Source organism: Kaistella pullorum (assembly GCF_014837035.1).
GTDB classification, from domain to species: Bacteria; Bacteroidota; Bacteroidia; order Flavobacteriales; family Weeksellaceae; genus Kaistella; species Kaistella rhinocerotis.
On the sequence record NZ_JACSPS010000002.1, the window covers coordinates 39,953 to 59,954 of the forward strand.

At 43.4% G+C, this 20,002-nt stretch carries 20 protein-coding genes and 1 tRNA gene; 9 read left to right on the top strand and 12 right to left on the bottom strand.

Annotation, left to right across the window (positions count from 1 at the left end; genetic code table 11):
- Nucleotides 1-120 precede the first annotated feature (120 nt).
- The 7 genes from asnB to H9628_RS04650 all read left to right on the top strand — a co-directional run bounded on the left by asnB (nt 121) and on the right by H9628_RS04650 (nt 9,506).
- A complete protein-coding gene (gene asnB / locus H9628_RS04620) occupies nt 121-1,791 on the top strand; it encodes an asparagine synthase B (RefSeq protein ID WP_251832958.1) in 1,671 nt (556 codons plus the stop codon).
- Between the two features lie 301 nt (nt 1,792-2,092).
- Complete coding sequence (locus H9628_RS04625) at nt 2,093-3,502, top strand: MFS transporter (RefSeq protein WP_251832959.1); 1,410 nt, start codon at nt 2,093-2,095, stop codon at nt 3,500-3,502.
- Nucleotides 3,503-3,639: 137 nt separating this feature from the next.
- On the top strand, nt 3,640-4,686 hold the full coding sequence (locus tag H9628_RS04630; RefSeq protein ID WP_251832960.1) for an LLM class flavin-dependent oxidoreductase: 1,047 nt from the start codon (nt 3,640-3,642) through the stop codon (nt 4,684-4,686).
- Between the two features lie 89 nt (nt 4,687-4,775).
- Nucleotides 4,776-5,684 (top strand): pirin family protein, encoded by a 909-nt coding sequence (locus tag H9628_RS04635; protein WP_251832961.1) that lies wholly within the window; start codon nt 4,776-4,778, stop codon nt 5,682-5,684.
- A 105-nt stretch (nt 5,685-5,789) separates the two neighbouring features.
- Nucleotides 5,790-7,310, top strand: coding sequence for a catalase (locus tag H9628_RS04640; protein ID WP_251832962.1), 1,521 nt, complete (start codon nt 5,790-5,792; stop codon nt 7,308-7,310).
- 73 nt (nt 7,311-7,383) lie between these two features.
- Nucleotides 7,384-7,668 (top strand): GNAT family N-acetyltransferase, encoded by a 285-nt coding sequence (locus H9628_RS04645; RefSeq protein ID WP_251832963.1) that lies wholly within the window; start codon nt 7,384-7,386, stop codon nt 7,666-7,668.
- 254 nt (nt 7,669-7,922) lie between these two features.
- On the top strand, nt 7,923-9,506 hold the full coding sequence (locus H9628_RS04650; RefSeq protein WP_251832964.1) for a sodium:solute symporter: 1,584 nt from the start codon (nt 7,923-7,925) through the stop codon (nt 9,504-9,506).
- Between the two features lie 55 nt (nt 9,507-9,561).
- Here H9628_RS04650 and H9628_RS04655 read toward each other — a convergent pair whose 3' ends face one another.
- Nucleotides 9,562-10,221 carry a YceI family protein gene (locus tag H9628_RS04655; protein WP_251832965.1) on the bottom strand — a complete coding sequence of 220 codons (660 nt, stop codon included), beginning with the start codon at nt 10,219-10,221 and terminating at the stop codon, nt 9,562-9,564.
- A 74-nt stretch (nt 10,222-10,295) separates the two neighbouring features.
- On the opposite strand from H9628_RS04655, the gene H9628_RS04660 reads away from it, so the two are divergent.
- Complete coding sequence (locus tag H9628_RS04660; RefSeq protein WP_251832966.1) at nt 10,296-11,237, top strand: sulfate/molybdate ABC transporter ATP-binding protein; 942 nt, start codon at nt 10,296-10,298, stop codon at nt 11,235-11,237.
- A gap of 231 nt (nt 11,238-11,468) precedes the next feature.
- Here H9628_RS04660 and H9628_RS04665 read toward each other — a convergent pair whose 3' ends face one another.
- From H9628_RS04665 to H9628_RS04680, 4 genes are all read right to left on the bottom strand, one after another.
- Nucleotides 11,469-11,801 carry a zinc ribbon domain-containing protein YjdM gene (locus H9628_RS04665; RefSeq protein WP_251832967.1) on the bottom strand — a complete coding sequence of 111 codons (333 nt, stop codon included), beginning with the start codon at nt 11,799-11,801 and terminating at the stop codon, nt 11,469-11,471.
- A gap of 79 nt (nt 11,802-11,880) precedes the next feature.
- A tRNA-Ala gene (locus H9628_RS04670) sits at nt 11,881-11,954 on the bottom strand.
- Between the two features lie 151 nt (nt 11,955-12,105).
- Entirely contained in the window at nt 12,106-12,903 is a 798-nt protein-coding gene (locus H9628_RS04675) for a class I SAM-dependent methyltransferase (RefSeq protein WP_251832968.1), read from the bottom strand.
- 51 nt (nt 12,904-12,954) lie between these two features.
- Nucleotides 12,955-13,119: a hypothetical protein gene (locus H9628_RS04680; protein ID WP_251832969.1), complete on the bottom strand. Its 165-nt coding sequence runs from the start codon at nt 13,117-13,119 to the stop codon at nt 12,955-12,957.
- Nucleotides 13,120-13,306: 187 nt separating this feature from the next.
- Between H9628_RS04680 and H9628_RS04685 the strand changes: the two genes are divergently transcribed.
- The gene (locus tag H9628_RS04685; protein WP_251832970.1) at nt 13,307-13,522 is read left to right on the top strand and encodes a hypothetical protein; all 216 of its coding nucleotides are present in this window, start codon (nt 13,307-13,309) and stop codon (nt 13,520-13,522) included.
- Here H9628_RS04685 and hisS read toward each other — a convergent pair.
- From hisS to H9628_RS04720, 7 genes are all read right to left on the bottom strand, one after another.
- The gene (hisS, locus tag H9628_RS04690; protein ID WP_251832971.1) at nt 13,519-14,874 is read right to left on the bottom strand and encodes a histidine--tRNA ligase; all 1,356 of its coding nucleotides are present in this window, start codon (nt 14,872-14,874) and stop codon (nt 13,519-13,521) included. The genes H9628_RS04685 and hisS overlap by 4 nt on opposite strands.
- 125 nt (nt 14,875-14,999) lie before the next feature.
- Nucleotides 15,000-15,449: an HRDC domain-containing protein gene (locus H9628_RS04695; RefSeq protein ID WP_251832972.1), complete on the bottom strand. Its 450-nt coding sequence runs from the start codon at nt 15,447-15,449 to the stop codon at nt 15,000-15,002.
- Nucleotides 15,450-15,532: 83 nt separating this feature from the next.
- The gene (locus H9628_RS04700) at nt 15,533-15,859 is read right to left on the bottom strand and encodes a single-stranded DNA-binding protein (RefSeq protein ID WP_251832973.1); all 327 of its coding nucleotides are present in this window, start codon (nt 15,857-15,859) and stop codon (nt 15,533-15,535) included.
- A gap of 215 nt (nt 15,860-16,074) precedes the next feature.
- Entirely contained in the window at nt 16,075-16,566 is a 492-nt protein-coding gene (locus H9628_RS04705; protein ID WP_251832974.1) for a hypothetical protein, read from the bottom strand.
- The gene (locus H9628_RS04710) at nt 16,563-16,934 is read right to left on the bottom strand and encodes a hypothetical protein (protein ID WP_251832975.1); all 372 of its coding nucleotides are present in this window, start codon (nt 16,932-16,934) and stop codon (nt 16,563-16,565) included. The genes H9628_RS04705 and H9628_RS04710 overlap by 4 nt, the downstream gene beginning before the upstream one ends.
- Nucleotides 16,935-17,078: 144 nt before the next feature.
- Nucleotides 17,079-18,458, bottom strand: a complete 1,380-nt coding sequence (locus H9628_RS04715; protein WP_251832976.1) for an NADH-quinone oxidoreductase subunit N — start codon at nt 18,456-18,458, stop codon at nt 17,079-17,081.
- A 47-nt stretch (nt 18,459-18,505) separates the two neighbouring features.
- Nucleotides 18,506-19,999: a complex I subunit 4 family protein gene (locus H9628_RS04720; protein WP_251832977.1), complete on the bottom strand. Its 1,494-nt coding sequence runs from the start codon at nt 19,997-19,999 to the stop codon at nt 18,506-18,508.
- Between the last annotated feature and the right edge of the window lie 3 nt (nt 20,000-20,002).

Consider the following 20,002-nt stretch of genomic DNA (forward strand, 5'->3'; position numbering starts at 1 on the left):
AAATTAATTGTAGGATGTTTTTCTTATAATGTAAAAAATTGTTTTGTTTTTTAAACTTTTGAGATAAGTTTGTAACCGACTTTTAACCATAAGCAAATATTTAATTAAAATTATAAACAAATGTGCGGAATAGTATGTCTTTTAGATGCAAAACAGAAAACGGAAGCACTCCGTCCTCAAATATTAGAAATGTCTAAAAAAGTCCGTCATCGCGGACCGGACTGGAGCGGAATCTTTCAGGATGAAAAAGTAATTTTCTCCCACGAAAGACTCGCGATTGTAGATCCAACCTCGGGTAAACAGCCACTGTTTACGAAAGACCGAAAAGTGGTATTGGCGGTGAATGGCGAAATCTACAACCATCAGGAGCTGCGTGCGGAGTTTCCAGACTATGAATTTTTAACCCAGTCAGATTGCGAAATCATACTTGCTTTGTATCGCAGAGACGGCAAAGATTTTCTGGAGAAACTGAACGGGATTTTTGCATTTGCACTTTATGATATCGAAAACGGAATTTATCTCGTGGGCCGCGACCATATGGGCATTTGTCCACTTTATCAGGGTTGGGACAGGAACGGAAACTATTATGTAGCGTCCGAACTTAAAGCATTGGAAGGCGTCTGCAAGACAATTGAAACCTTCCTGCCCGGACATTTCCTTTACAGTTTAGACGGCTTTGAGCTGCAAAAATGGTATCATCGTGACTGGGAAGATTTTGAGAATGTAAAAGATAACGTGACGGATATTTCCGCCATCAGAAAAAGTTTGGAAGCCGCGGTTCACCGCCAGTTGATGAGTGACGTGCCGTATGGTGTCTTGCTTTCGGGTGGTTTGGATTCTTCCATTATCGCGGCTGTTACAGCCAAATATGCGCGAAACAGAATCGAAAGTGGCGACACACAGGAGGCATGGTATCCAAGACTTCACAGTTTTGCGGTAGGACTGGAAGGTTCGCCCGATTTAGTTGCCGCTCAAAAAGCTGCTGATCACATTGGCTCTATTCACCACGAAGTTCATTTTACGGTTCAGGAAGGTCTGGATGCGGTGCGTGATGTAATTTATCATTTGGAGACTTACGATGTAACGACTGTTCGCGCATCGACGCCGATGTATTTGCTGGCGAGAGTCATCAAATCCATGGGGATAAAAATGGTGCTCTCAGGTGAAGGAAGTGACGAACTTTTCGGCGGCTATCTGTACTTCCATAAAGCACCGAATGCCAAAGAATTTCACGAAGAAACAGTGAGAAAACTAGGTAAGCTTCACCTGTACGACTGTCTGCGGGCCAATAAAGCCCTGATGAGCTGGGGAATTGAAGGCCGTGTTCCGTTCTTAGATAAAGAATTCATGGATGTCGCAATGACGGTAAATCCTAAAGATAAAATGATCAATAAAGCCGAAGGAAAAATGGAAAAATGGGTTCTTCGGAAAGCCTTTGAAGATTTGTTGCCGGAATCCATTGCGTGGCGGCAGAAAGAACAGTTTTCAGACGGCGTGGGATATTTGTGGATTGATTCGCTGAAGGATTTAGCTGAAAAAGAAGTATCGGATGAAATGATGTCGAACGCACATTACCGTTTCCCGCTGAACACGCCTCAGAACAAAGAAGAATACCGCTACAGAATCATTTTTGAAGAACATTTTCCGAGTGAGACCGCTGCCGCAACAGTACCGTCTGTTCCTTCCGTCGCGTGTTCAACACCGATTGCCTTGGAATGGGATGAAGCTTTTAAGAAAATGAACGATCCGAGCGGCAGAGCAGTGGTGAGCGTGCATGAGGATAGTTATTAAGGATGGAGTAGGGAGTAGGGAGTATTGAGTATAGAGTATGGAGTTTGAGAGATTGAGGGTTTGCGGGTCTGAGAGTTTGACAATTGGAGAGTGGAGGGTTTGACTGAAAGTGGATTTAAGTGTAGGATTTTAATATGTGGCAGTTTGGGTAATTAAGAACTGATTACCACTGTGATTTTTCTTAAAAACCTCAAATTCATCCACACAAACGCTCAACAACTCAAATACTCCAAACTCAACTACTCTCAAACCCCAAACTCCCCAACTCCCACTTGGGTGTGCTTTTTGTTAGCTAAGCAATATGCCTAAGCTTTCCCAGACTTTTGACACGCCCACAAAGAAAATCCTGCCGTTCATCCTTGCCACTGCCATTTTTATGCAGATGCTGGATTCCACAATCCTGAATACCTCGCTGCCCTCCATCGCGAAAGATCTGAATGAGTCACCACTCGATATGCAGAACGCGATTATCAGCTATGTTCTCACACTCGCTTTGTTCATGCCGGTCAGCGGATTTTTGGCCGATAAGTTCGGCACGCGCAAAGTCTTCATTTTCGCGATTGCCATCTTCAGCCTCGGATCAGCATTTTGTGCAGCTTCCCAAAGTCTGACACAACTTGTTATTTCACGCGTCGTACAGGGAATTGGCGGCAGTTTGATGACTCCGGTGGGGCGGCTTGCTTTAATAAAGACTTACGATAAAAACGAATTGGTGCAGGCCATGAACTTTGCCATTGTACCGGCGTTGATCGGTCCCGTGTTGGGACCGCTTGTAGGCGGCTATATGGTTGACTATCTGTCGTGGCACTGGATTTTTTTAATCAATATCCCGATAGGGGTGGCCGGAATTATCCTGAGTATTAAACACATGCCCGAATACCGCTCCCAAACCATTAAATTTGATTTTAAAGGATTTGTAATTTTTGCTTCAGCATCCCTGTTGCTTTCGGTTTCACTCGAGTGGCTGGGAAATGCTTCAAATATTACACCTGTATTGCTGATCTTTACGCTGGGCTTCGTGATGATCTACTACTATTACAGACATGCGAAGAAGACGGATAACCCAATATTTCCGTTGAATCTTTTTCAGGTGAGAACTTTCCGCGTCGGTATTTTGGGGAATCTTGCGACAAGGCTTGGCATTAGTTCAATACCACTTTTGCTTCCGCTGATGATACAGATTGCGTATGATAAATCGGCAGTAGTTTCAGGCTGGATTGTCGCTCCAATGGCGCTCACCGCAATGTTCGGGAAGTCATTTGTGCTGAAAATCCTGAACACAGTGGGTTACCGGCGCACTTTGATGGGTAATACTTTCATCATCGGATTCCTGATTTGCTGTTTTGCCATTCCGGGTATTGAGACCAACATTATTTGGTTTGTACCAGTTATCGCGGTCCTCGGTTTTTTTAATTCCATACAATTTACAGCGATGAACACCATTACCATCGCAGATCTGCGCTCGTCACATACCAGCAGCGGAAATTCGCTTGTAGCCGTTAATCAGCAGCTTGCTATTGGTTTCGGAATCGCTTTTGGACTTATTGTTTTAAAACTTTTCGAAGCGAACACGATGGGGCAGACGGATCCGCACGCGGCTTTCCGCTACACTTTTCTGGTGGTTGGGCTTCTTACAATTTTGTCCGGATTTGTCTTTCGCAGATTGCATCACCGCGACGGCGATAATATGAAGACGGAAAATCTGCATTAGGCAGTAATCAAGCATAATTAACCTAAATCAATGTGTTCCATCATTTCTTAGCGTAATTTTGAGATATAAATTAGCTGCATTTAAACAACGAAAAGCTAAGAAGTAAACCATTTAATAATGATTTAAAAATAAGAAAGATGAGGAATATAGAATTCGGCTTGATGACATTTGCTGATATGGAGCCCGAAAAAGAACTAGGAAAAGGTACCAATGCGTACAGAAGGATACAGGATTTGCTTGAGGAAATAAAACTCGCCGATCAGCTGGGAATTGATATGTTCGGCATCGGTGAGCATCACCGTCCCGATTATGCGGTTTCTTCGCCCACTACCGTATTGGGCGCCGCATCTGCGGTCACAAAAAACATTAAACTTTCCAGCGCGGTCACAGTTTTGAGCTCAGATGATCCTGTGCGTGTTTACCAGCAGTTTGCGACGGTGGATGCTATTTCAGGAGGTCGCGCAGAGATTATGGCGGGTCGTGGCTCCTTTATTGAATCTTTTCCTCTTTTTGGGTTTGATCTTAATGATTATAACGAACTTTTTGAAGAAAAACTGGATTTGCTTTTAAAAATAAATAGATCCGAAAAGATTACCTGGAGCGGAAATTTACGCGCACCTATTCACGGCTTGGGTGTGTATCCACGCGCCGTTTCCGGCGAGATTCCTATCTGGCTTGCGGCCGGAGGTACGCCCGCGTCTGCAGTTCGGGCGGCGAAACTTAAACTACCGCTTATGTTAGCCATAATAGGAGGTTTACCACGGCAGTTTACACCGTTCTTTGATCTTTACCGGAAGTCAGCCCATGAAAACGGAATCGCCGCCGAAGATTTACAGGTGGGCGTAAACAACCATATGTATGTAGGTGAAGATGCTGAAAAAGTAGCATCGGAATTTTTTCCGCATTACGCAAAAATGATGGATCGCGTGGGCCGAAGCCGCGGCTGGCAGCCAATGTCGCGCCCACAATTTGATTTCATGCGCGCGCCTGAAGGCTCGCTTCTGGTAGGCAGTGTAGAGCAGGTGGTGGAGAAAATCCTGTATCAGCATCAGCTGTTTGGTTTCACGAGATTCGTAGCACAATCGAGTCTGGGAACGCTTCCCCATGAACTTACAATGAAGTCTATCGAGATTTTCGCGTCGCAGGTGGTACCCGAGGTTAAAAGAAGGCTAGGCGTTGGTTAATGGTTTTTTTAAAATTAATTAAATGATTTTCAGACCATAAATTTAATAATCCCGAATCTTCATATTTCTTAACTTTAAATAAACCTGCTATGTCAAATATTGGCTTAATCATCGAAGAACGTGCAGCAAACATTGGTAATTTCCTGGTAGGAAGGCTGTTGCCGTTCCGCGAGAAGAGAGCGGTAGGACCATTCGTGTTTATCGATCATATGGGTCCGGCCGCGCTGAATGATTTTCAGAATTTGGATGTCGCGCCGCATCCGCATATTGGGCTTTCAACACTCACTTATCTACTTGAGGGTTCCATTCAGCACAAAGATTCGCTCGGTAACGACATCGAAATAAAGCCCGGTGCCGTGAACTGGATGACGGCCGGGAAAGGAGTGGTACATTCAGAGCGTACACCGGAATATTTGCGAAAAACCGATAAGAAGCTTCACGGTTTCCAGATTTGGGTAGGTTTGCCGAAAGAACTGGAACAAAGCGAGCCCACTTTCCATCATACGGAAGCCTCCGGAATTCCGCAGTGGGAAGTGGATGGTTTGCAATACAAACTTATCGCAGGCGACCTTTTTGGCAGAAAATCGACAGTTCCGGTGCATTCTAAACTCTTTTTCCTTGAAATTAAAAATACCAAAGCGGAAAGAATAAATATTGGATCTGAACTTTTCGGTGAAGTAGGCATGTATATCCTGGAAGGCAGCGTGCAGATCGAGAATAACACGTACAGCAGCCGCCAGCTTCTTATTGCGAAAAACGCGCGGTTATGCGAATTTGAAATGGCTGAAAATTCAACGGTTTTCCTTTTTGGCGGCGAACCTTTTGAGGAAGAACGCTTTATTTTCTGGAACTTCGTCAATTCAGACAGGGAAATAATCGAGAAAGCGAAGAAAAACTGGCATGAACAAAATCATGATGCTTTCCCGCTGGTGCCCGGTGACACAGATGAATATGTGCCGCTGCCTAAAAATCTGCTTAACAGTAAATTGTCACGATAATCATCCTTTAAATAGGGACGTAAACACAATCACTGTTTTAGACAAAATAAATGATATGGTGACGTTTTAATGCGTAATTTAGTTACATACTAAAACACCTTTACCATGGACGAAAACAAAAAACTTACGCGGCAGACCGGTGCACCGGTGGCAGACAATCAAAATTCACAAACTGCAGGTCCGCGCGGCCCGCTGCTGATGCAGGATTTCTGGTTCTTAGAAAAAATGGCCAATTTTGATCGTGAAGTTATTCCGGAACGCCGGATGCACGCGAAAGGATCAGGCGCGTTCGGAACCTTTACCGTTACACATGATATCACCCAATACAGCAAGGCAAGCATCTTTAATACGATTGGCAAAAAGACCGAAATGTTTGCGCGTTTCTCTACAGTAGCCGGGGAACGTGGCGCAGCAGATGCCGAACGAGATATCCGCGGTTTTGCATTAAAGTTTTATACAGACGAAGGAATCTGGGACTTGGTGGGCAATAACACGCCGGTTTTCTTTTTCCGTGATCCTAAAAAATTCCCCGACCTGAACCATGCGGTAAAGCGGGATCCCAAAACAAACATGCGCAGCGCCAATAATAACTGGGACTTCTGGACTTTGCTGCCGGAATCCCTGCATCAGGTCACCATCGTGATGAGCGACCGCGGAATACCGCGAGGTTACCGCCACATGCATGGTTTCGGAAGTCATACCTACAGTTTTTATAACAAAGAAAATGTTCGGCATTGGGTGAAATTTCATTTCCGTACCCAGCAGGGCATCGAGAATTTCACGGAAGAAGAAGCCATTGAAGTGATAGGGCGCGACCGCGAATCTTCGCAACGCGATTTGTTTGACAATATCGAAAAAGGAAACTTCCCGAAATGGAAATTTTATATCCAGGTGATGACGGAGGAACAGGCAAAAACCTACCGCTTTCATCCGTTTGATTTGACTAAAGTTTGGTCTAAAAAAGATTTTCCGCTGATTGAAGTAGGGGAATTTGAGCTCAACCGCAATCCGGAAAACTATTTCCAGGATGTAGAGCAAGCCGCGTTCAACCCGACCAACATTGTGCCCGGCATTGGCTTTTCGCCCGACAAGATGCTGCAGGGCCGACTCTTTTCTTACGGCGACGCGCAGAGATATCGTCTCGGCGTAAATCATTTCCAGATTCCGGTGAACAAGCCTACCTGTCCTTACCACGCGTTTCACCGTGACGGGCAGATGCGCGTAGACGGAAACTATGGCGGTACTAAACATTATGAACCCAACAGCTACGGTGAATGGCAGGAACAGCCGCAATATAAGGAACCGCCACTGGATCTCTATGGAACGGCGTATGAGCATAATTTCCGCGACGATGATCAGGATTATTACACTCAGCCTGGCGATCTTTTCCGAATTATAAAAGCCGATGGTAAAGCAGAAGAACTTTTTAAAAACACCGCCGTGAACATTGGCGGCGCCGAAAAATTCATCCAGATCCGACATATCAGAAACTGCTACAAAGCCGATCCTGACTACGGAAAAGGTGTGGCATACACTTTGGGGTTGGATTGGGATGAGGTAGAAAATTTTGATATGACACCTTATGACCGCTGGGCACCGAAACCTACGCAACACGCTCAGCAATAGAACAAAAACGGCGGATCAAAATGATAATCCGCCGTTTTATTTTAGAAAATTTAAAACAAAAAAAATTTAATATATGACAGAAATAAAACATGAAAAAAACGGTTCAAAAGGCTCGTTTGATATTTACTATGACGGTAAAAAAGCCGGCAGCATGACGTACACGGGCGCCGATCAGGACACCATGATTATTGATCACACCGAGGTCAGCGAAGAATTCGGCGGAAAAGGTTTGGCCAAACAGCTTGTTTTTGCCGGAGCCAAATTCGCGCGGGAAAACGGAAAGAAAGTGATTCCGCTCTGCACTTACGCGAAAGCTACTTTTGAGAAGAATGCGGATATTCAGGATGTTTTAGCCTAAATAGCCATAAGTGCCAGACTGAAACCTTTCCGAGATGGAAAGGTTTTTTTGTAGTTATAGGTTTCCCTGCGCCCCGGATTGAACGGCATGTCTAAGCTCTTGCGCGGCAAAAAAAAGACTTTTTTGCCGCTCAAAGCGAGTAGTGAAAGCCGGAACAGGCGCCAAAAAAAACAGAATACGGTGGTTTGTAATGGCGAAACGTGTTGCAATACGCACAAAAAACTATATTTGCTGCACCAAAATTTTTTATAAAAATGAACCCAGCAACGGTCTTACTTTTATTCGTATTCGCCTACTTCATTGGGCTTCTTGTAATCTCTTATTTCACCAGCCGCAACGCCGATAACCAGTCTTTTTTCATTGGTAATAAAAAAAGTAAATGGTGGCTCGTAGCGTTCGGGATGATCGGTACCAGCCTCAGTGGCGTCACTTTTATCTCCGTGCCGGGTACTGTCGGCAAGATGACGGCGGGTGACTATCCTTTTGGCGGTTTCGAGTATTACATGATGGTGATTGGGTTTTTCCTGGGCTATTTCATTGTTGCCGCGGTGCTTTTGCCACTGTATTACCGGATGAACCTGACCTCGATTTACACCTATCTTGGCAGAAGGTTTAATGTGGAAGCACATAAAATCGGTTCTCTGTTTTTTATTATTTCAAGGTCAATTGGTGCTACAGCGCGACTTTATCTGGTGGTGAACGTGCTGCAGATCTTTCTTTTGGCAGATTTGGGAGTACCGTTTTGGCTTACCTCCGCTATTATCCTGCTAATGGTTTTGCTTTATACTTTTGAAGGTGGCGTAAAAACCATCGTGATTACAGATACTTTGCAGACTTCGTTCATGATATTGAGTTTGGTGGTTTGCATCGGTTTTATCCTTTCAAATCTGAATCTGTCAGCCGGCGAAGCTTATTCTACTCTTGCTGCAAAAGACTACACGCATCTGATCAATTTAGATGTGAACTCGAAGACTTTCTTCCTCAAAACTGTGCTGGGCGGCATGTTCATCACCATCGCGATGACCGGTCTGGACCAGGAAATGATGCAGAAAAACATTTCGGTCGATAACCTGAAAAATTCCAAAAAAAATATGCTCACGTTCGCGGCAACGCTGTTGGTCGTGAATCTTGCATTCCTTTTCCTGGGTGGGTTGCTTTACCTTTTCGCAATGGAGAACGGCGCGGTTTATTCGCAGATAGTAAGTGTTGTAAATGGAACTGAAAGCATCACGAATGTTTTTGGCTTTAAAGATGCGGCCGGAAATGTGACCAACGTGATGGGTGATGACCTGTTCCCGGCGCTTTCGCTGCAGGGTTATTTTCCGCTTTTCATTGCCGTGATTTTCATCATCGGTCTTATCTCGGCGCTGTTTCCGTCCGCGGATGGCGCGCTTACCGCAGTGACAAGCTCATATTGCGTGGATTTGCTGAATATGAACGAGGACCAAACCAAGACTGAAAAGCAAAAGAAAAGGCTTCGTATGAAAATCCACCTGATCTTTACGACAATTTTCTTCATTCTGATTATGATCTTTAAAGCCATCAATGACAAATCGATTGTTTACCTGATCATGGAAGTTGCGGGCTACACCTATGGTCCACTGCTCGGGTTATTTGCCTTCGGAATCCTGACGAAATTTCAGATCACCCGCAAATACGCGATCATTGTCATTACACTTTTGGCGCCGGTACTCACTTATTTGCTCAACTACCTAGTAACCGAAAATACCGCATACCGCATAGGTGTTGAACTGATTATTATCAATGGTTTACTTACTTTTATCGGGCTCTGGCTGATCAGAAATAAACACCACAAACAAGTGGTGTCGACACTTTAAAAAAAGAAAACCGGTTCAAAATGAATCGGTTTTCAAATTTATATCTAAAATGTAATTACTTCGCTGCGCTGGCTTTGATCAGGATCTGGAGGTTCATTTCATTTTTGATGAGTCCGTTTGCTACCGGCATCTGGAATTTCACACCAAAATCCTCTCGGTCGATGTCTTTTGGCTCCGTTGCGATCGTCACGATGCCTTCGCTCTCAGAAACATTTGCATTGAGCGTGATAGGTTTAGATATGCCTTTTATATTAAGATTTCCGTTGATTTCCGTGTTATAATCACCTTCAGGCTTCGCATTGACCGATGTGATTTCGAACGTAGCTGTCGGGAACTTTTCGGTGTCGAAAAAATCAGGGCTTTTTAAGTGACCAATGAGTTTGGCGTTTTGTTCCGAATCATCTTTTAGGTCTGTGGACGTCATTGAAGTCATGTCCGCCGTAAATTTTCCGCTTTCAAGCTTTCCTTCGTGCATTGTGATTTCGCCGCTTTGGAATTTGATGGTTCCAAAATGGCTTGCATTCTCAGATTTTACGATCTTAAAACCTTTCCATTCCACACGGCTGTTGGCCGTATCAATCTGGTAAACAGCGCCGTCTTTGGAAGTTGTAACGGCTGAAGTTTCACTTGTAGCCGGTTTGTCTTTCGCGCACGAAACGGCCGAAAGTGCGGAGAGCAAAGCGGTAGCTGCCATAAAACCTGATATTTTATTCATAAAAAGCTGGAATTTAATTGTTTTCGCTAAAATAATTAAATTATATTTAGGTTCAAAAATAATATGTTTGCAAGATGCTGCTAGAAATCCGCCACCTTTCTTTTTCATATTCTCCGGACAGGCCGCTGTTCCAGAATTTTAATCTCGCTTTGGAGCCCGGGCGCATCATGGCTCTCGCCGGTGAAAGTGGCTGCGGCAAATCTACACTTCTGAGTATAATTTATGGTTTGATAGATTGGCATGAAGGTGACATCATTTTCGATGGAAAAGCGGTTTTCGGGCCTAAAAAGAATATAGTTCCGGGTGAAGCTGGGATGAAACTCGTCGCTCAAAACTACGATCTGATGCCATACGCCACCGTGGCTGAAAACGTCGGTAAATTTATATCGAACATTAATCTTCAGGAAAAGCGGGAACGCGTCTCAGAACTGCTCGATGTGGTAGGTCTTTCCGGATTTGCTAATACACTGCCTAAGTTTCTGAGCGGCGGCCAGCAGCAGCGTGTCGCCATTGCGCGCGCACTTTCGGTGATCCCAAAACTGCTGTTGCTCGATGAGCCGTTCAGTAATCTCGATTACCCACGTAAACTGGAACTGCGTGAAAAGCTTTTCAGTTATGTCCGCAAGATGGATATTTCCCTCATTATTTCTACACATGAGATTCTTGAGATCATGCCATGGCTGGACCGGATCGTAGTATTGAAGGATGGAAGACTGATACAAAACGATTCTCCCGAGGAGACATTTAAAAATCCCTACAACGAATATGTTGCGCGGCTTTTTGGTGAGCTGAATGTTCTGACAGAACATCAAATGACCTTGCTAAAGGCGCAAAAAAAATTCTGTTATCCTCATGAGCTCCGCTTTGACGCGGATGGTACTAAAGCGGAAGTTTTGGAAAGTCGCTTTGCCGGAAGTTATTTCTGGAACAAACTGAAACTGGCAGACGGCCAGCTCCTGATGTATTCTGATGATCTCTTGGAGGGGCAAATTAAGGTTTCCAGGAAAAAAAATTAAGGAACTCGCCGTACAAATTTCAAACGGTAATAATTGGGAATGTATAAAATTTTTCGTAACTTTACTTTCCTGCATAAGGAAATCTTTGGTTAATTCTCTTTCTGCCTCTGAGACGAAGATTAGTCAGATTCTCTTTGACAATCGAGTTTTTTGAAACGGAACCCTGTCCAAATTTTTCCTTTTTCCTATTTTTGTATGCGCCGTTAGCCTTCCCGGGTTCGCGGCGTTTTTTTATGCTTTCTTCACAAATTCAGACTTAAGAGCCATCGCCCCGAAACCGTCTATTTTGCAGTCAATATTATGATCACTGTGCGGACGGAGCCTGATGTTTTTCACTTTTGTACCCGCTTTTACCGGTTTTGGTGCGCCTTTTACCGGAAGGTCCTTCATCACGATCACAGAATCACCGTTTTGCAGTTCGTTACCGTTCATGTCCAGAATCGTTTCGGCTGTATCGTTTTCGGCCGGATTCCATTCGTAAAAACATTGCGAACAAACCATCAGCTCATCCTGTTCATAGGTAAATTCGGATTGGCATTTCGGACAGATTTGGGTATCACTCATGATATTAAGTTTTTAAAAAATATACTTTTAGCGTTAGGCTAATTTAAAAATAAAAAACCACCCGCAAGCGGATGGTTTGTGGAGGATATCGGGATCGAACCGACCACCTTTAGACTGCCAGTCTAACGCTCTAGCCAGATGAGCTAATCCCCCAATTCAAAACGCAGAATAAGATCCTGAGATTTTTAGAACTGCAATGATACAAATTATTTGCCTGAAGTTGCAAGTGCTTTTGACATAATTTTTGAGGTGCGCTGAGCTGTACTTTGTGCTTATAAGCCGCTGCTAAAACCGTAGAAGACGGTCAGCTCTCTTTTTTTACGGCTGTGAGCGAGTAGACATGGGGAATTTTATTTCCATACTGTGGAATGCGATATTTTCCTTTTTCGAATTCTTCATTATGATGGAAACAGGCGTAGGGCGACCAATCATACTCGTTAAATTGCTGTATTTCCAGATTTGCGTTGATCAGGCTGGTGAGCACTGCAGAGGTCGGATGATTCCAAGTCACGTAATCAAGCACGAGCGGCGCTGTTTTTTCAGCGTAAGTCCCCGCAGCGGTTTCTACAATGGGTTTCTCGTTGAAGTAATTATATTTGATATGCGTAAAATCGTCATCAAAAATCCACACAAACGGATGAAATTCAACAAAAATAAATTTTCCGCCGGGTGAGAGGAAATGCGAGATCACTTTTGCCCATCTGCCGAGGTCTGGCAGCCAACCAATTGTACCATAACTCGTATAAACAATGTCGAATTTACCAGTAAGCAATTCAGGAAGTTGGTACAGATCTGCCACCAGAAAGCGGGTATTTGTACCACATTTTTCGGCCAGATCTTTTGCAGCTTCGATTGCTTTTTCAGAAAAATCAATGCCGGTGACAGTCGCGCCCATCCGCGACAGCGAGATAGAGTCCTGCCCAAAATGACACTGCAGATGCAGGATCTTTTTTCCTTTTACATCACCCAAAAGTCCGAGCTCGATACTGTTCAGTGACGTACGGCCCGATAAGAACTCGTCCACGAAATAAAAATCAGATTTAAGATGCGGTTCAACCCTCGCATTCCATGAATTTCTGTTGATATCGAGATAATTTTCCATGGCTTGCTGATTTCAATTGGATTTTGAAGATGTTTAGACGCCGTGCTTTTTTTATTTAAGAACGAAATAATAGAGTAGCGCCCAAACGGCAACGAAAAACAAACCTGGATACAAAACCGACTTCAGCGTTGCCGAATCTTTTTTCCACAAAAACAGGTATGCCAGGTATGCCGCGAAAACCACGGCGAGAAGTGCAGGTAAAAGCATATAGGCCATAATTGGGGATTTAGAAGGTGAAAAACGATCAGCTACAGACTTTGTTTATGTGTTTTTAGGTGCTGAACTACGTAAAGATAAGATTTTCAGTCTGAAAATCCGGAATTTTGAACCATTTAAATTCAACACCTACGCCGATTTATTTTGATGGAATGTTTTGTTTAAATTCGGCAGCTAAACAATTTGGATGAAACTTCTTTATTTGCTGATTTTGGTTTTTGGTTTAAATACGGGTGCTAACTATTATCAAGCAAGTGTTTATCTATGTGATAGCGCCGGTGGCAAGAAATATCATCTGACCAAAAATTGCCGCGGTTTATCGAACTGCCGGCACGAAGTAGTAAAAGTTACCTTAAAAAAGGCACAGTCGCTGGGTAAAACGCTTTGTGGACACGAAGATTAGTTCACCCCGATAAAAGATTCAATATTCATCGTCTCCTGTTCGCCATTTTCGAGGTTTTTAACAGTAATTTGTCCCTCTTCAATTTCCTGCGTCCCAAAGAAAACAATATTCGGAATTCCTTTCTTCTCTGCGTAAGTAAACTGTTTTTTAAGTTTGGCAGGTTCAGGATATAGTTCCGCGGCGATTCCCTGCTCACGAAGTTTACCGATGACTTTCATCGCTTCCAGTGATTCGGTTTCGCCGTAGTTTGCGAATAGGTACTGCACAGCAGAAGCATTAGTTTCCTGAAATAAACCGAGCTCTTCCATAACGAGATAAATTCGGTCCAATCCGAAAGATATACCGATTCCCGGTATATCTTTAACACCAAAAACTTCGGTGAGATTATCATAACGTCCGCCGCCACCGATGGATCCCATTGCGACGCCGTTTGCCTTCACTTCGAAAATAGCGCCGGTATAATAATCGAGTCCACGCGCGAGCGTAATGTCGAACTTCAGATTTTCCGCTGAAATGCCGAGGTTCAGACAACTTGTTAGTACAAATTCGAGCTCGCTCACGCCAGCTGTACCAATTTCGTTGCCTACAAATTTTTCTTTCAGCTCATTTAAGTTGTCTAACGCATTTGGGCTTTGAGCAAAAAGGAAATCAAGTTTGTTTATAGATTCCTGCGCAATGTTTTTTTCAAGAAGTTCTTTAATTACACCATCTCTTCCGATCTTGTCCAATTTATCCAGTCCTACAGTAAAATCAATCAGTTGCTCTGTTATACCTGCATATTCGGCTAAACCTGAGAGTATTTTTCGGTTATTCAGATGAATCGTGACCGGAATTCCAAGCTGGCTGAATGATTTCAAATATAGCTGAACCAATTCTACCTCCTGCCAAAGACTCTCACTGCCCACAACATCTGCGTCACACTGGTAAAATTCGCGGAAGCGTCCTTTTTGTGGACGGTCTGCACGCCAGACGGGTTGAATTTGATACCGTTTAAACGGAAACGTAAGCTGCCCGTGGTTCATCGCCACGTACCGTGCAAAAGGAACCGTGAGGTCATAACGCAAGGCTTTTTCCGAAATCTGGGCAATTAATTTCTGTGAGTTTTTATCATTCCAATCTGCTTCGTTAGCTTTTGATGCATAATCGCCAGAGTTTAAAATTTTAAAAATCAATCTGTCACCTTCTTCTCCATATTTCCCTGTCAACGTGGATAGATTTTCAAAACTTGGTGTCTCCAAAGGCTGAAAACCAAAAAGTTCAAAATTATTTTGAAGGACATTAATTATTGAACGGCGGTTGATCACTTCCTGAGCGGTAAAATCTCGTGTACCTTTGGCTAAACTTGGCTTCATTAAATATTGTAGAATGGTAGTTAGAATTCCTGCAGCTATCCTGCACAATCAATATGCAAAAATAAACATTTATGCCGACGTTTTTGGTGCCAGTTTTAAAACTGCTTCGATGTCAGCGAAAAACTCTAAACTTCCTCCAACAGGTCAATAATCTCAGCGCCGTAATTTTCGATCTTGTGCTTGCCGAATCCTTTGATACTGCACAGTTCCTCTTTTTTTGCAGGTTTAAACTTTGCGATAGACAGCAGTTCATTATTGGTCGCGATGAAGTAAACGGGAAGATTCTGGTTTTTCGCTTTCTCGCTGCGCCATAGTTTCAGGGATTCCAGGATTTTTATTTCATCAGGATTCAGTTCTTCGTTTTTCGTCGCTGCATATTTTTCGGTTTTTGCTTCATTCACGCTCATCTTCGTTTCTTCATAGTAGAGGATCACAGACCAGTAAGCTTCGTCATCGCGAACGAAAGCAGATTCATATTTTAGGACGTTGTTCTGCTGCAGAAATCGGTCGAGAACGCTCTGATCAGCATGGATAAACTCTTCCGAAAGGCGGATTTTCAGGATCTTTACTTTCATGACATTGTGTTTTGGTTTCATTGCACCGCTCGCTTTGAAGGAACGGTGCAACGAAAGTGAATAAAATTGTATGGATTTCAGTGTTATTTGCCGAGCAGTACAAGTTCTTCTACGCGGATTTCCGTCATGTAGTGCTTTGCGCCGGACTTATCATCCCAGCTTTTATACTGTACTTTCCCTTCCACTGCGATCTCTTTGCCTTTGTCGACATATTTTTCCATAATGTCTGCCAGTTTTCCGGGCACTACCAAATTGTGCCATTGGGTTTCCTCTACTTTTTCGCCCAGGCTGTTCGTGTAATGATCAGACGTTGCGAGACTTACTTTAGCGATCTTTCCGTTCTCGAAATTCACGATTTCGACATCTTTTCCTGTTCTACCGATTAAGGTAATTTTGTTTCTGAGTGACATAGCTTTAAAATTTAAAAGATTTAACATTAGTTCCGGATCTCACTGTTCATATCCGAAACTCTGTCGCAAAGGTTGCTCCGTTCTGAAAAATTAATCGGTATTGAAATAATTATTGTCGTTTGTAGTCGTTTGCATCGAATATGCGGTTGATATTCAGTTAGAAAACTATTAAAAAAAAAGGTCCAGCATCGCTAGCTGAACCTTTACATTTACTTTTATTCGAAATACCGATGGAAACTTTTGAATGAATCTTCGAGTTCATCTGCTATTTTTTCAGTTTCTTCCGCCCTAGTTGATTTGCCTAAACGGCTTATCAGATTCATATGATTTGTAAGCCAAACGTGCAGCACATCGTGAGATTTGCCCTTCATGGTGCAACTTTTAATCAGTTGCTCATTCGCGGCTTGAAGATCTGCGGCCAACTTTTTAGCGTCGCGCGTGTCAGAATCAAACGCGTCCAGTAAACGTTTTTGTTCATTAATGAAAGGCGTCATTTCCGCGTTGATTCGCCATTTTTTACCGTTGTCAAGTTCCAGTGCAACTGAATTGTCCGCATGATCATCAGATTTTTCAGTAGCGCGACTGCCGGACGAATCGTGCTCTGTCTGCGCAGCGGCATGATCGTGTGTTTCCAAATTATCATGTTGTTTTTCGCAGGAGATTACAAACGCTATTGCAAGCGCAGTAGCGAGTATCGCTTTTTTCATTTTCTTAAAATTTTTATGGTGGTTAAAAGGAAAATTCCTGTTAAAATTAATCTGAAGGCGAGTGCCATGAAGGTTTTGATCTCGTAAAGAACTCCGGATTGTATGTGGATGAACAGATAAACATAGCCAAGAAGAATGAAGCCCAATGCGACTGAAAGTGTGTTCTTTGCGGCCAAATTACCTTTAAATATAAAGTAAGCCGAAATTAAATACAGAAAACCGCACAGCCAGTTTGCCCAAACTACAGCAGTTACGAAATTGCCTTCTTTCTGCCGAATCCCAAACCAGTCGAACAGAACGGAACTGCTTACAAATAAAGTGATAAGTCCAAATAATGTCAGCGCAACCGTAAGAATTGTTTTGTTCATGAGGAGTGATCACGCACAGGAGCATGAATGTTCTAAGTTACGAAAGTCTGCACGCGCTGAAAATTTTTGCAAAATGATATTCTCCCATCAGGCAAAAAAAATGCGCAACCGACGGCTACGCAATATTTTAAGATTTGTATTTAATTATAAACCGAACTGACGGGCAAAAAGGTCCGGGAAAATTCCGAAAGCAATCATCGCGACAATCACGAAAACGGCGACAATATTATAGGTTAGCGGTACGCGTTCAGAAGTGTTGAATGTGCTTTCTTTCGGGAAAAACATCACCATGATGAGTCTTAGGTAATAGGCAATTGAAATTGCGGAACCTAAAATCGCCACAAGAACGAGGAATGGAGTAGACTTAATGGCCTGCGCGAAGATCGCGAATTTCCCCATAAAACCTGCTGTAAGCGGAATTCCCGCCATAGACAGCATACCAATTGCCGCAGCAACAGCTAAAATCGGCTCAGACTGTGCCAAGCCTTTGAAAGCTTCATAAGACGTTTCACGCTTCAGTTTTTCAACCCAAATCAGACACATCATCACTCCCACAGTTGCCAATGAATAAGCAAATAGATAAAATGCCAGATTGTACGCAGAAAGGTTGTTTAGTCCAAAGAAAATCAAAGCCAAATAACCTACGTGGGAAACAGAAGAGTAAGCCAGCATCCTTTTCGCATTGCTTTGTGCAAGTCCCATCACGTTCGCGAGGAACAATGTAATGATGATCAGTGTTCCGAGGATGTTAATCCAACTTGCGGTGATACCGCTGAAACCTATTGACATCATTTTGAATAGTGCGAAAAATGCTGAAATCTTTACCACAGACATCATGAATGCCGTAATCAAAGATGGCGATCCCTGATACACGTCCGGGCTCCACATATGGAAAGGTGCTAATGAAACTTTAAATGCGAGGGCACAAAGCATCAGTACCGCTCCGGCCGCGAACATAAAGTCTTTCGGATTTTTAGCTGAAAATTCGTGAATCTGGTAAAGATCGAAGCTTCCGGTACTGCCGTAAACCAATGCAATCCCGAAAAGAAGAAAACCTGTAGCGAAAGCACCCATCAGGAAATATTTTGCCGATGCCTCATTCGAGCGCAGATTGGTTTTGCTGCTACCCGCAAGGACGTATAGCGGAATCGACAGAATCTCTATACCCAAAAACAGCGTTACCAGGTTTTGGAAACCAAACAGTACGATACCCCCGCTCAGCGAAAAAAGCATCAGCGCATAGAGCTCAGACTGGTGGCTGCGGTGATTACTGAATGCGAATCCCGCGATGAAGAACAACAATAGTGTCACCACAATCGAGATGCGCGTGAAAAGGGCAGCATTGGCGCCAAACTCATACATCGCGCTGTATTTGCTGAAGAATTCAGGCTCGGGCAAAAAGCTTACATAAAGGGCGATCAGAAGCCCGAAAATACTGATGTACCGCGAAAATTTGCCATAATCGAACACACCCGAAAATAAGGCTGCGATTGCGGTAATAAATATGATAATTAAAACGCTCATTTAGTTGTATTTGAGATTTTAAACTCGTTTTTTTTAGTCTTAAATAATTAGTTCAGCATTGCGGCATAGATGAATCTCACCGAGCTGCTTACCATTTCGATTATCGGCTGCGGAAAAACTCCGAACAGGATCACGAAGCCCGCCAAGGTTGCAAGCACCGAAAATTCTACACCCGACAGATCTTCTGCAGAGGCTAAAACCCGCTCGTCGCCTTCGCCAAACATTGCTTTGCCATAAAATCTGAACATATAAACGGCGGAGAATATAAGGGTAAGTCCGGCAACTACAGCGGCTAAAATATTATAATCAAAAACAGATTTGATCAGGATAAATTCGCCAACGAAACCATTGGTTAAAGGAAGTCCGACAGATCCGAGAACCAGGATCATGAACACGATGGCAAACTTGGGAGCCACTTTCGCTAAACCGCCCATTTGACGGATGTCACGCGTTTTGAACCTTTTATAAAGAATATCAGCGCAGTAGAACAACCCGACAATATTGATACCGTGTGCAAGAGACTGAATTAATGCACCTTCGCCACCTTGCGTTGAAACTACACCTTTCATAGTTAGGATTGCGGAAGCAATGATACCGGCCACCATTAAACCAACGTGAGAAAGTGAGGAATACGCCAAAATGCGTTTCGAATCATTCTGTACGATAGCGATCAGTGCACCGTGAACGATACCTACGATTGCGAGAACCAGTACTATTTGTCCTGATATACCGAGAATAGGATCCGGTGTGATAGGTAAGAGATATCGTAAAAGTCCGTAAACCGCCATTTTCAGCATGATACCGGAAAGCAGCATTGTTCCTTGTGTTGGCGAATAGGTATAGGTATCTGCCTGCCAGGAATGGAATGGAAATATCGGAAACTTTACTGCAAATGCAAAGAAGATAAACCAAAATACCACAGTCTGTTCAGAAGCGTTAAGCTGTGCATTGTACAGATCTGTAAGTGCGAATGAAGCCGAATTTGAATACACATAGATCAAACCAACCAGCATAAACAGCGACCCTACAAACGTATAGACGAAAAATCTTGTAGTGAACTGGATCTTTTTATTTTCCTGGCCCCAGATTCCGGCAATAAGCCAGATAGGAATTAATGTAATTTCCCAGAAAATATAGAACAGTAGCCCATCCAGTGCAGTGAAAATTCCTACAAGTCCGAATTGCATCAGTAAAATTAAACCATAGAAAGTGTTTCTGTAGCCGGGTTTTTCGTTGAATGATGACAGTATGATCAGTGGCGTCAGCACATTGGTAAGCAAAAGCATCAGCATGCTCATGCCGTCTATACCGAAATGCAGGTTGCTGCGGATGAACTGTGACCACGGATAATTGATTTCATACTGCAATACGCCATCAACGGTTGGTTTAAAATCAAGCTCCGACAGCATAAACAGAGTAAGAAACATCTGTGCAAATGCAAATCCCAGCGCCAAAAATTTACTTGCGGGGTTCTTCCACGCGAACACTACTGCTGAACCTACCAGAGGCAATAGAAGGAATGCTAATAAGAGATACGACATTTA

What these genes read in the sequence shown, in the direction of transcription:
- H9628_RS04695 (WP_251832972.1), bottom strand. Translation starts at nt 15,449, where the DNA reads ATGAAAGTAAAGATCCTGAAAATCCGCCTTTCGGAAGAGTTTATCCAT.
- H9628_RS04635 (WP_251832961.1), top strand. Translation starts at nt 4,776, where the DNA reads ATGTCAAATATTGGCTTAATCATCGAAGAACGTGCAGCAAACATTGGT.
- H9628_RS04675 (WP_251832968.1), bottom strand. Translation starts at nt 12,903, where the DNA reads ATGGAAAATTATCTCGATATCAACAGAAATTCATGGAATGCGAGGGTT.
- H9628_RS04700 (WP_251832973.1), bottom strand. Translation starts at nt 15,859, where the DNA reads ATGTCACTCAGAAACAAAATTACCTTAATCGGTAGAACAGGAAAAGAT.
- H9628_RS04710 (WP_251832975.1), bottom strand. Translation starts at nt 16,934, where the DNA reads ATGAACAAAACAATTCTTACGGTTGCGCTGACATTATTTGGACTTATC.
- asnB (WP_251832958.1), top strand. Translation starts at nt 121, where the DNA reads ATGTGCGGAATAGTATGTCTTTTAGATGCAAAACAGAAAACGGAAGCA.
- H9628_RS04660 (WP_251832966.1), top strand. Translation starts at nt 10,296, where the DNA reads ATGCTGCTAGAAATCCGCCACCTTTCTTTTTCATATTCTCCGGACAGG.
- H9628_RS04625 (WP_251832959.1), top strand. Translation starts at nt 2,093, where the DNA reads ATGCCTAAGCTTTCCCAGACTTTTGACACGCCCACAAAGAAAATCCTG.
- H9628_RS04655 (WP_251832965.1), bottom strand. Translation starts at nt 10,221, where the DNA reads ATGAATAAAATATCAGGTTTTATGGCAGCTACCGCTTTGCTCTCCGCA.
- H9628_RS04640 (WP_251832962.1), top strand. Translation starts at nt 5,790, where the DNA reads ATGGACGAAAACAAAAAACTTACGCGGCAGACCGGTGCACCGGTGGCA.
- H9628_RS04720 (WP_251832977.1), bottom strand. Translation starts at nt 19,999, where the DNA reads ATGTCGTATCTCTTATTAGCATTCCTTCTATTGCCTCTGGTAGGTTCA.
- H9628_RS04665 (WP_251832967.1), bottom strand. Translation starts at nt 11,801, where the DNA reads ATGAGTGATACCCAAATCTGTCCGAAATGCCAATCCGAATTTACCTAT.
- hisS (WP_251832971.1), bottom strand. Translation starts at nt 14,874, where the DNA reads ATGAAGCCAAGTTTAGCCAAAGGTACACGAGATTTTACCGCTCAGGAA.
- H9628_RS04680 (WP_251832969.1), bottom strand. Translation starts at nt 13,119, where the DNA reads ATGGCCTATATGCTTTTACCTGCACTTCTCGCCGTGGTTTTCGCGGCA.
- H9628_RS04650 (WP_251832964.1), top strand. Translation starts at nt 7,923, where the DNA reads ATGAACCCAGCAACGGTCTTACTTTTATTCGTATTCGCCTACTTCATT.
- H9628_RS04645 (WP_251832963.1), top strand. Translation starts at nt 7,384, where the DNA reads ATGACAGAAATAAAACATGAAAAAAACGGTTCAAAAGGCTCGTTTGAT.
- H9628_RS04715 (WP_251832976.1), bottom strand. Translation starts at nt 18,458, where the DNA reads ATGAGCGTTTTAATTATCATATTTATTACCGCAATCGCAGCCTTATTT.
- H9628_RS04630 (WP_251832960.1), top strand. Translation starts at nt 3,640, where the DNA reads ATGAGGAATATAGAATTCGGCTTGATGACATTTGCTGATATGGAGCCC.
- H9628_RS04685 (WP_251832970.1), top strand. Translation starts at nt 13,307, where the DNA reads ATGAAACTTCTTTATTTGCTGATTTTGGTTTTTGGTTTAAATACGGGT.
- H9628_RS04705 (WP_251832974.1), bottom strand. Translation starts at nt 16,566, where the DNA reads ATGAAAAAAGCGATACTCGCTACTGCGCTTGCAATAGCGTTTGTAATC.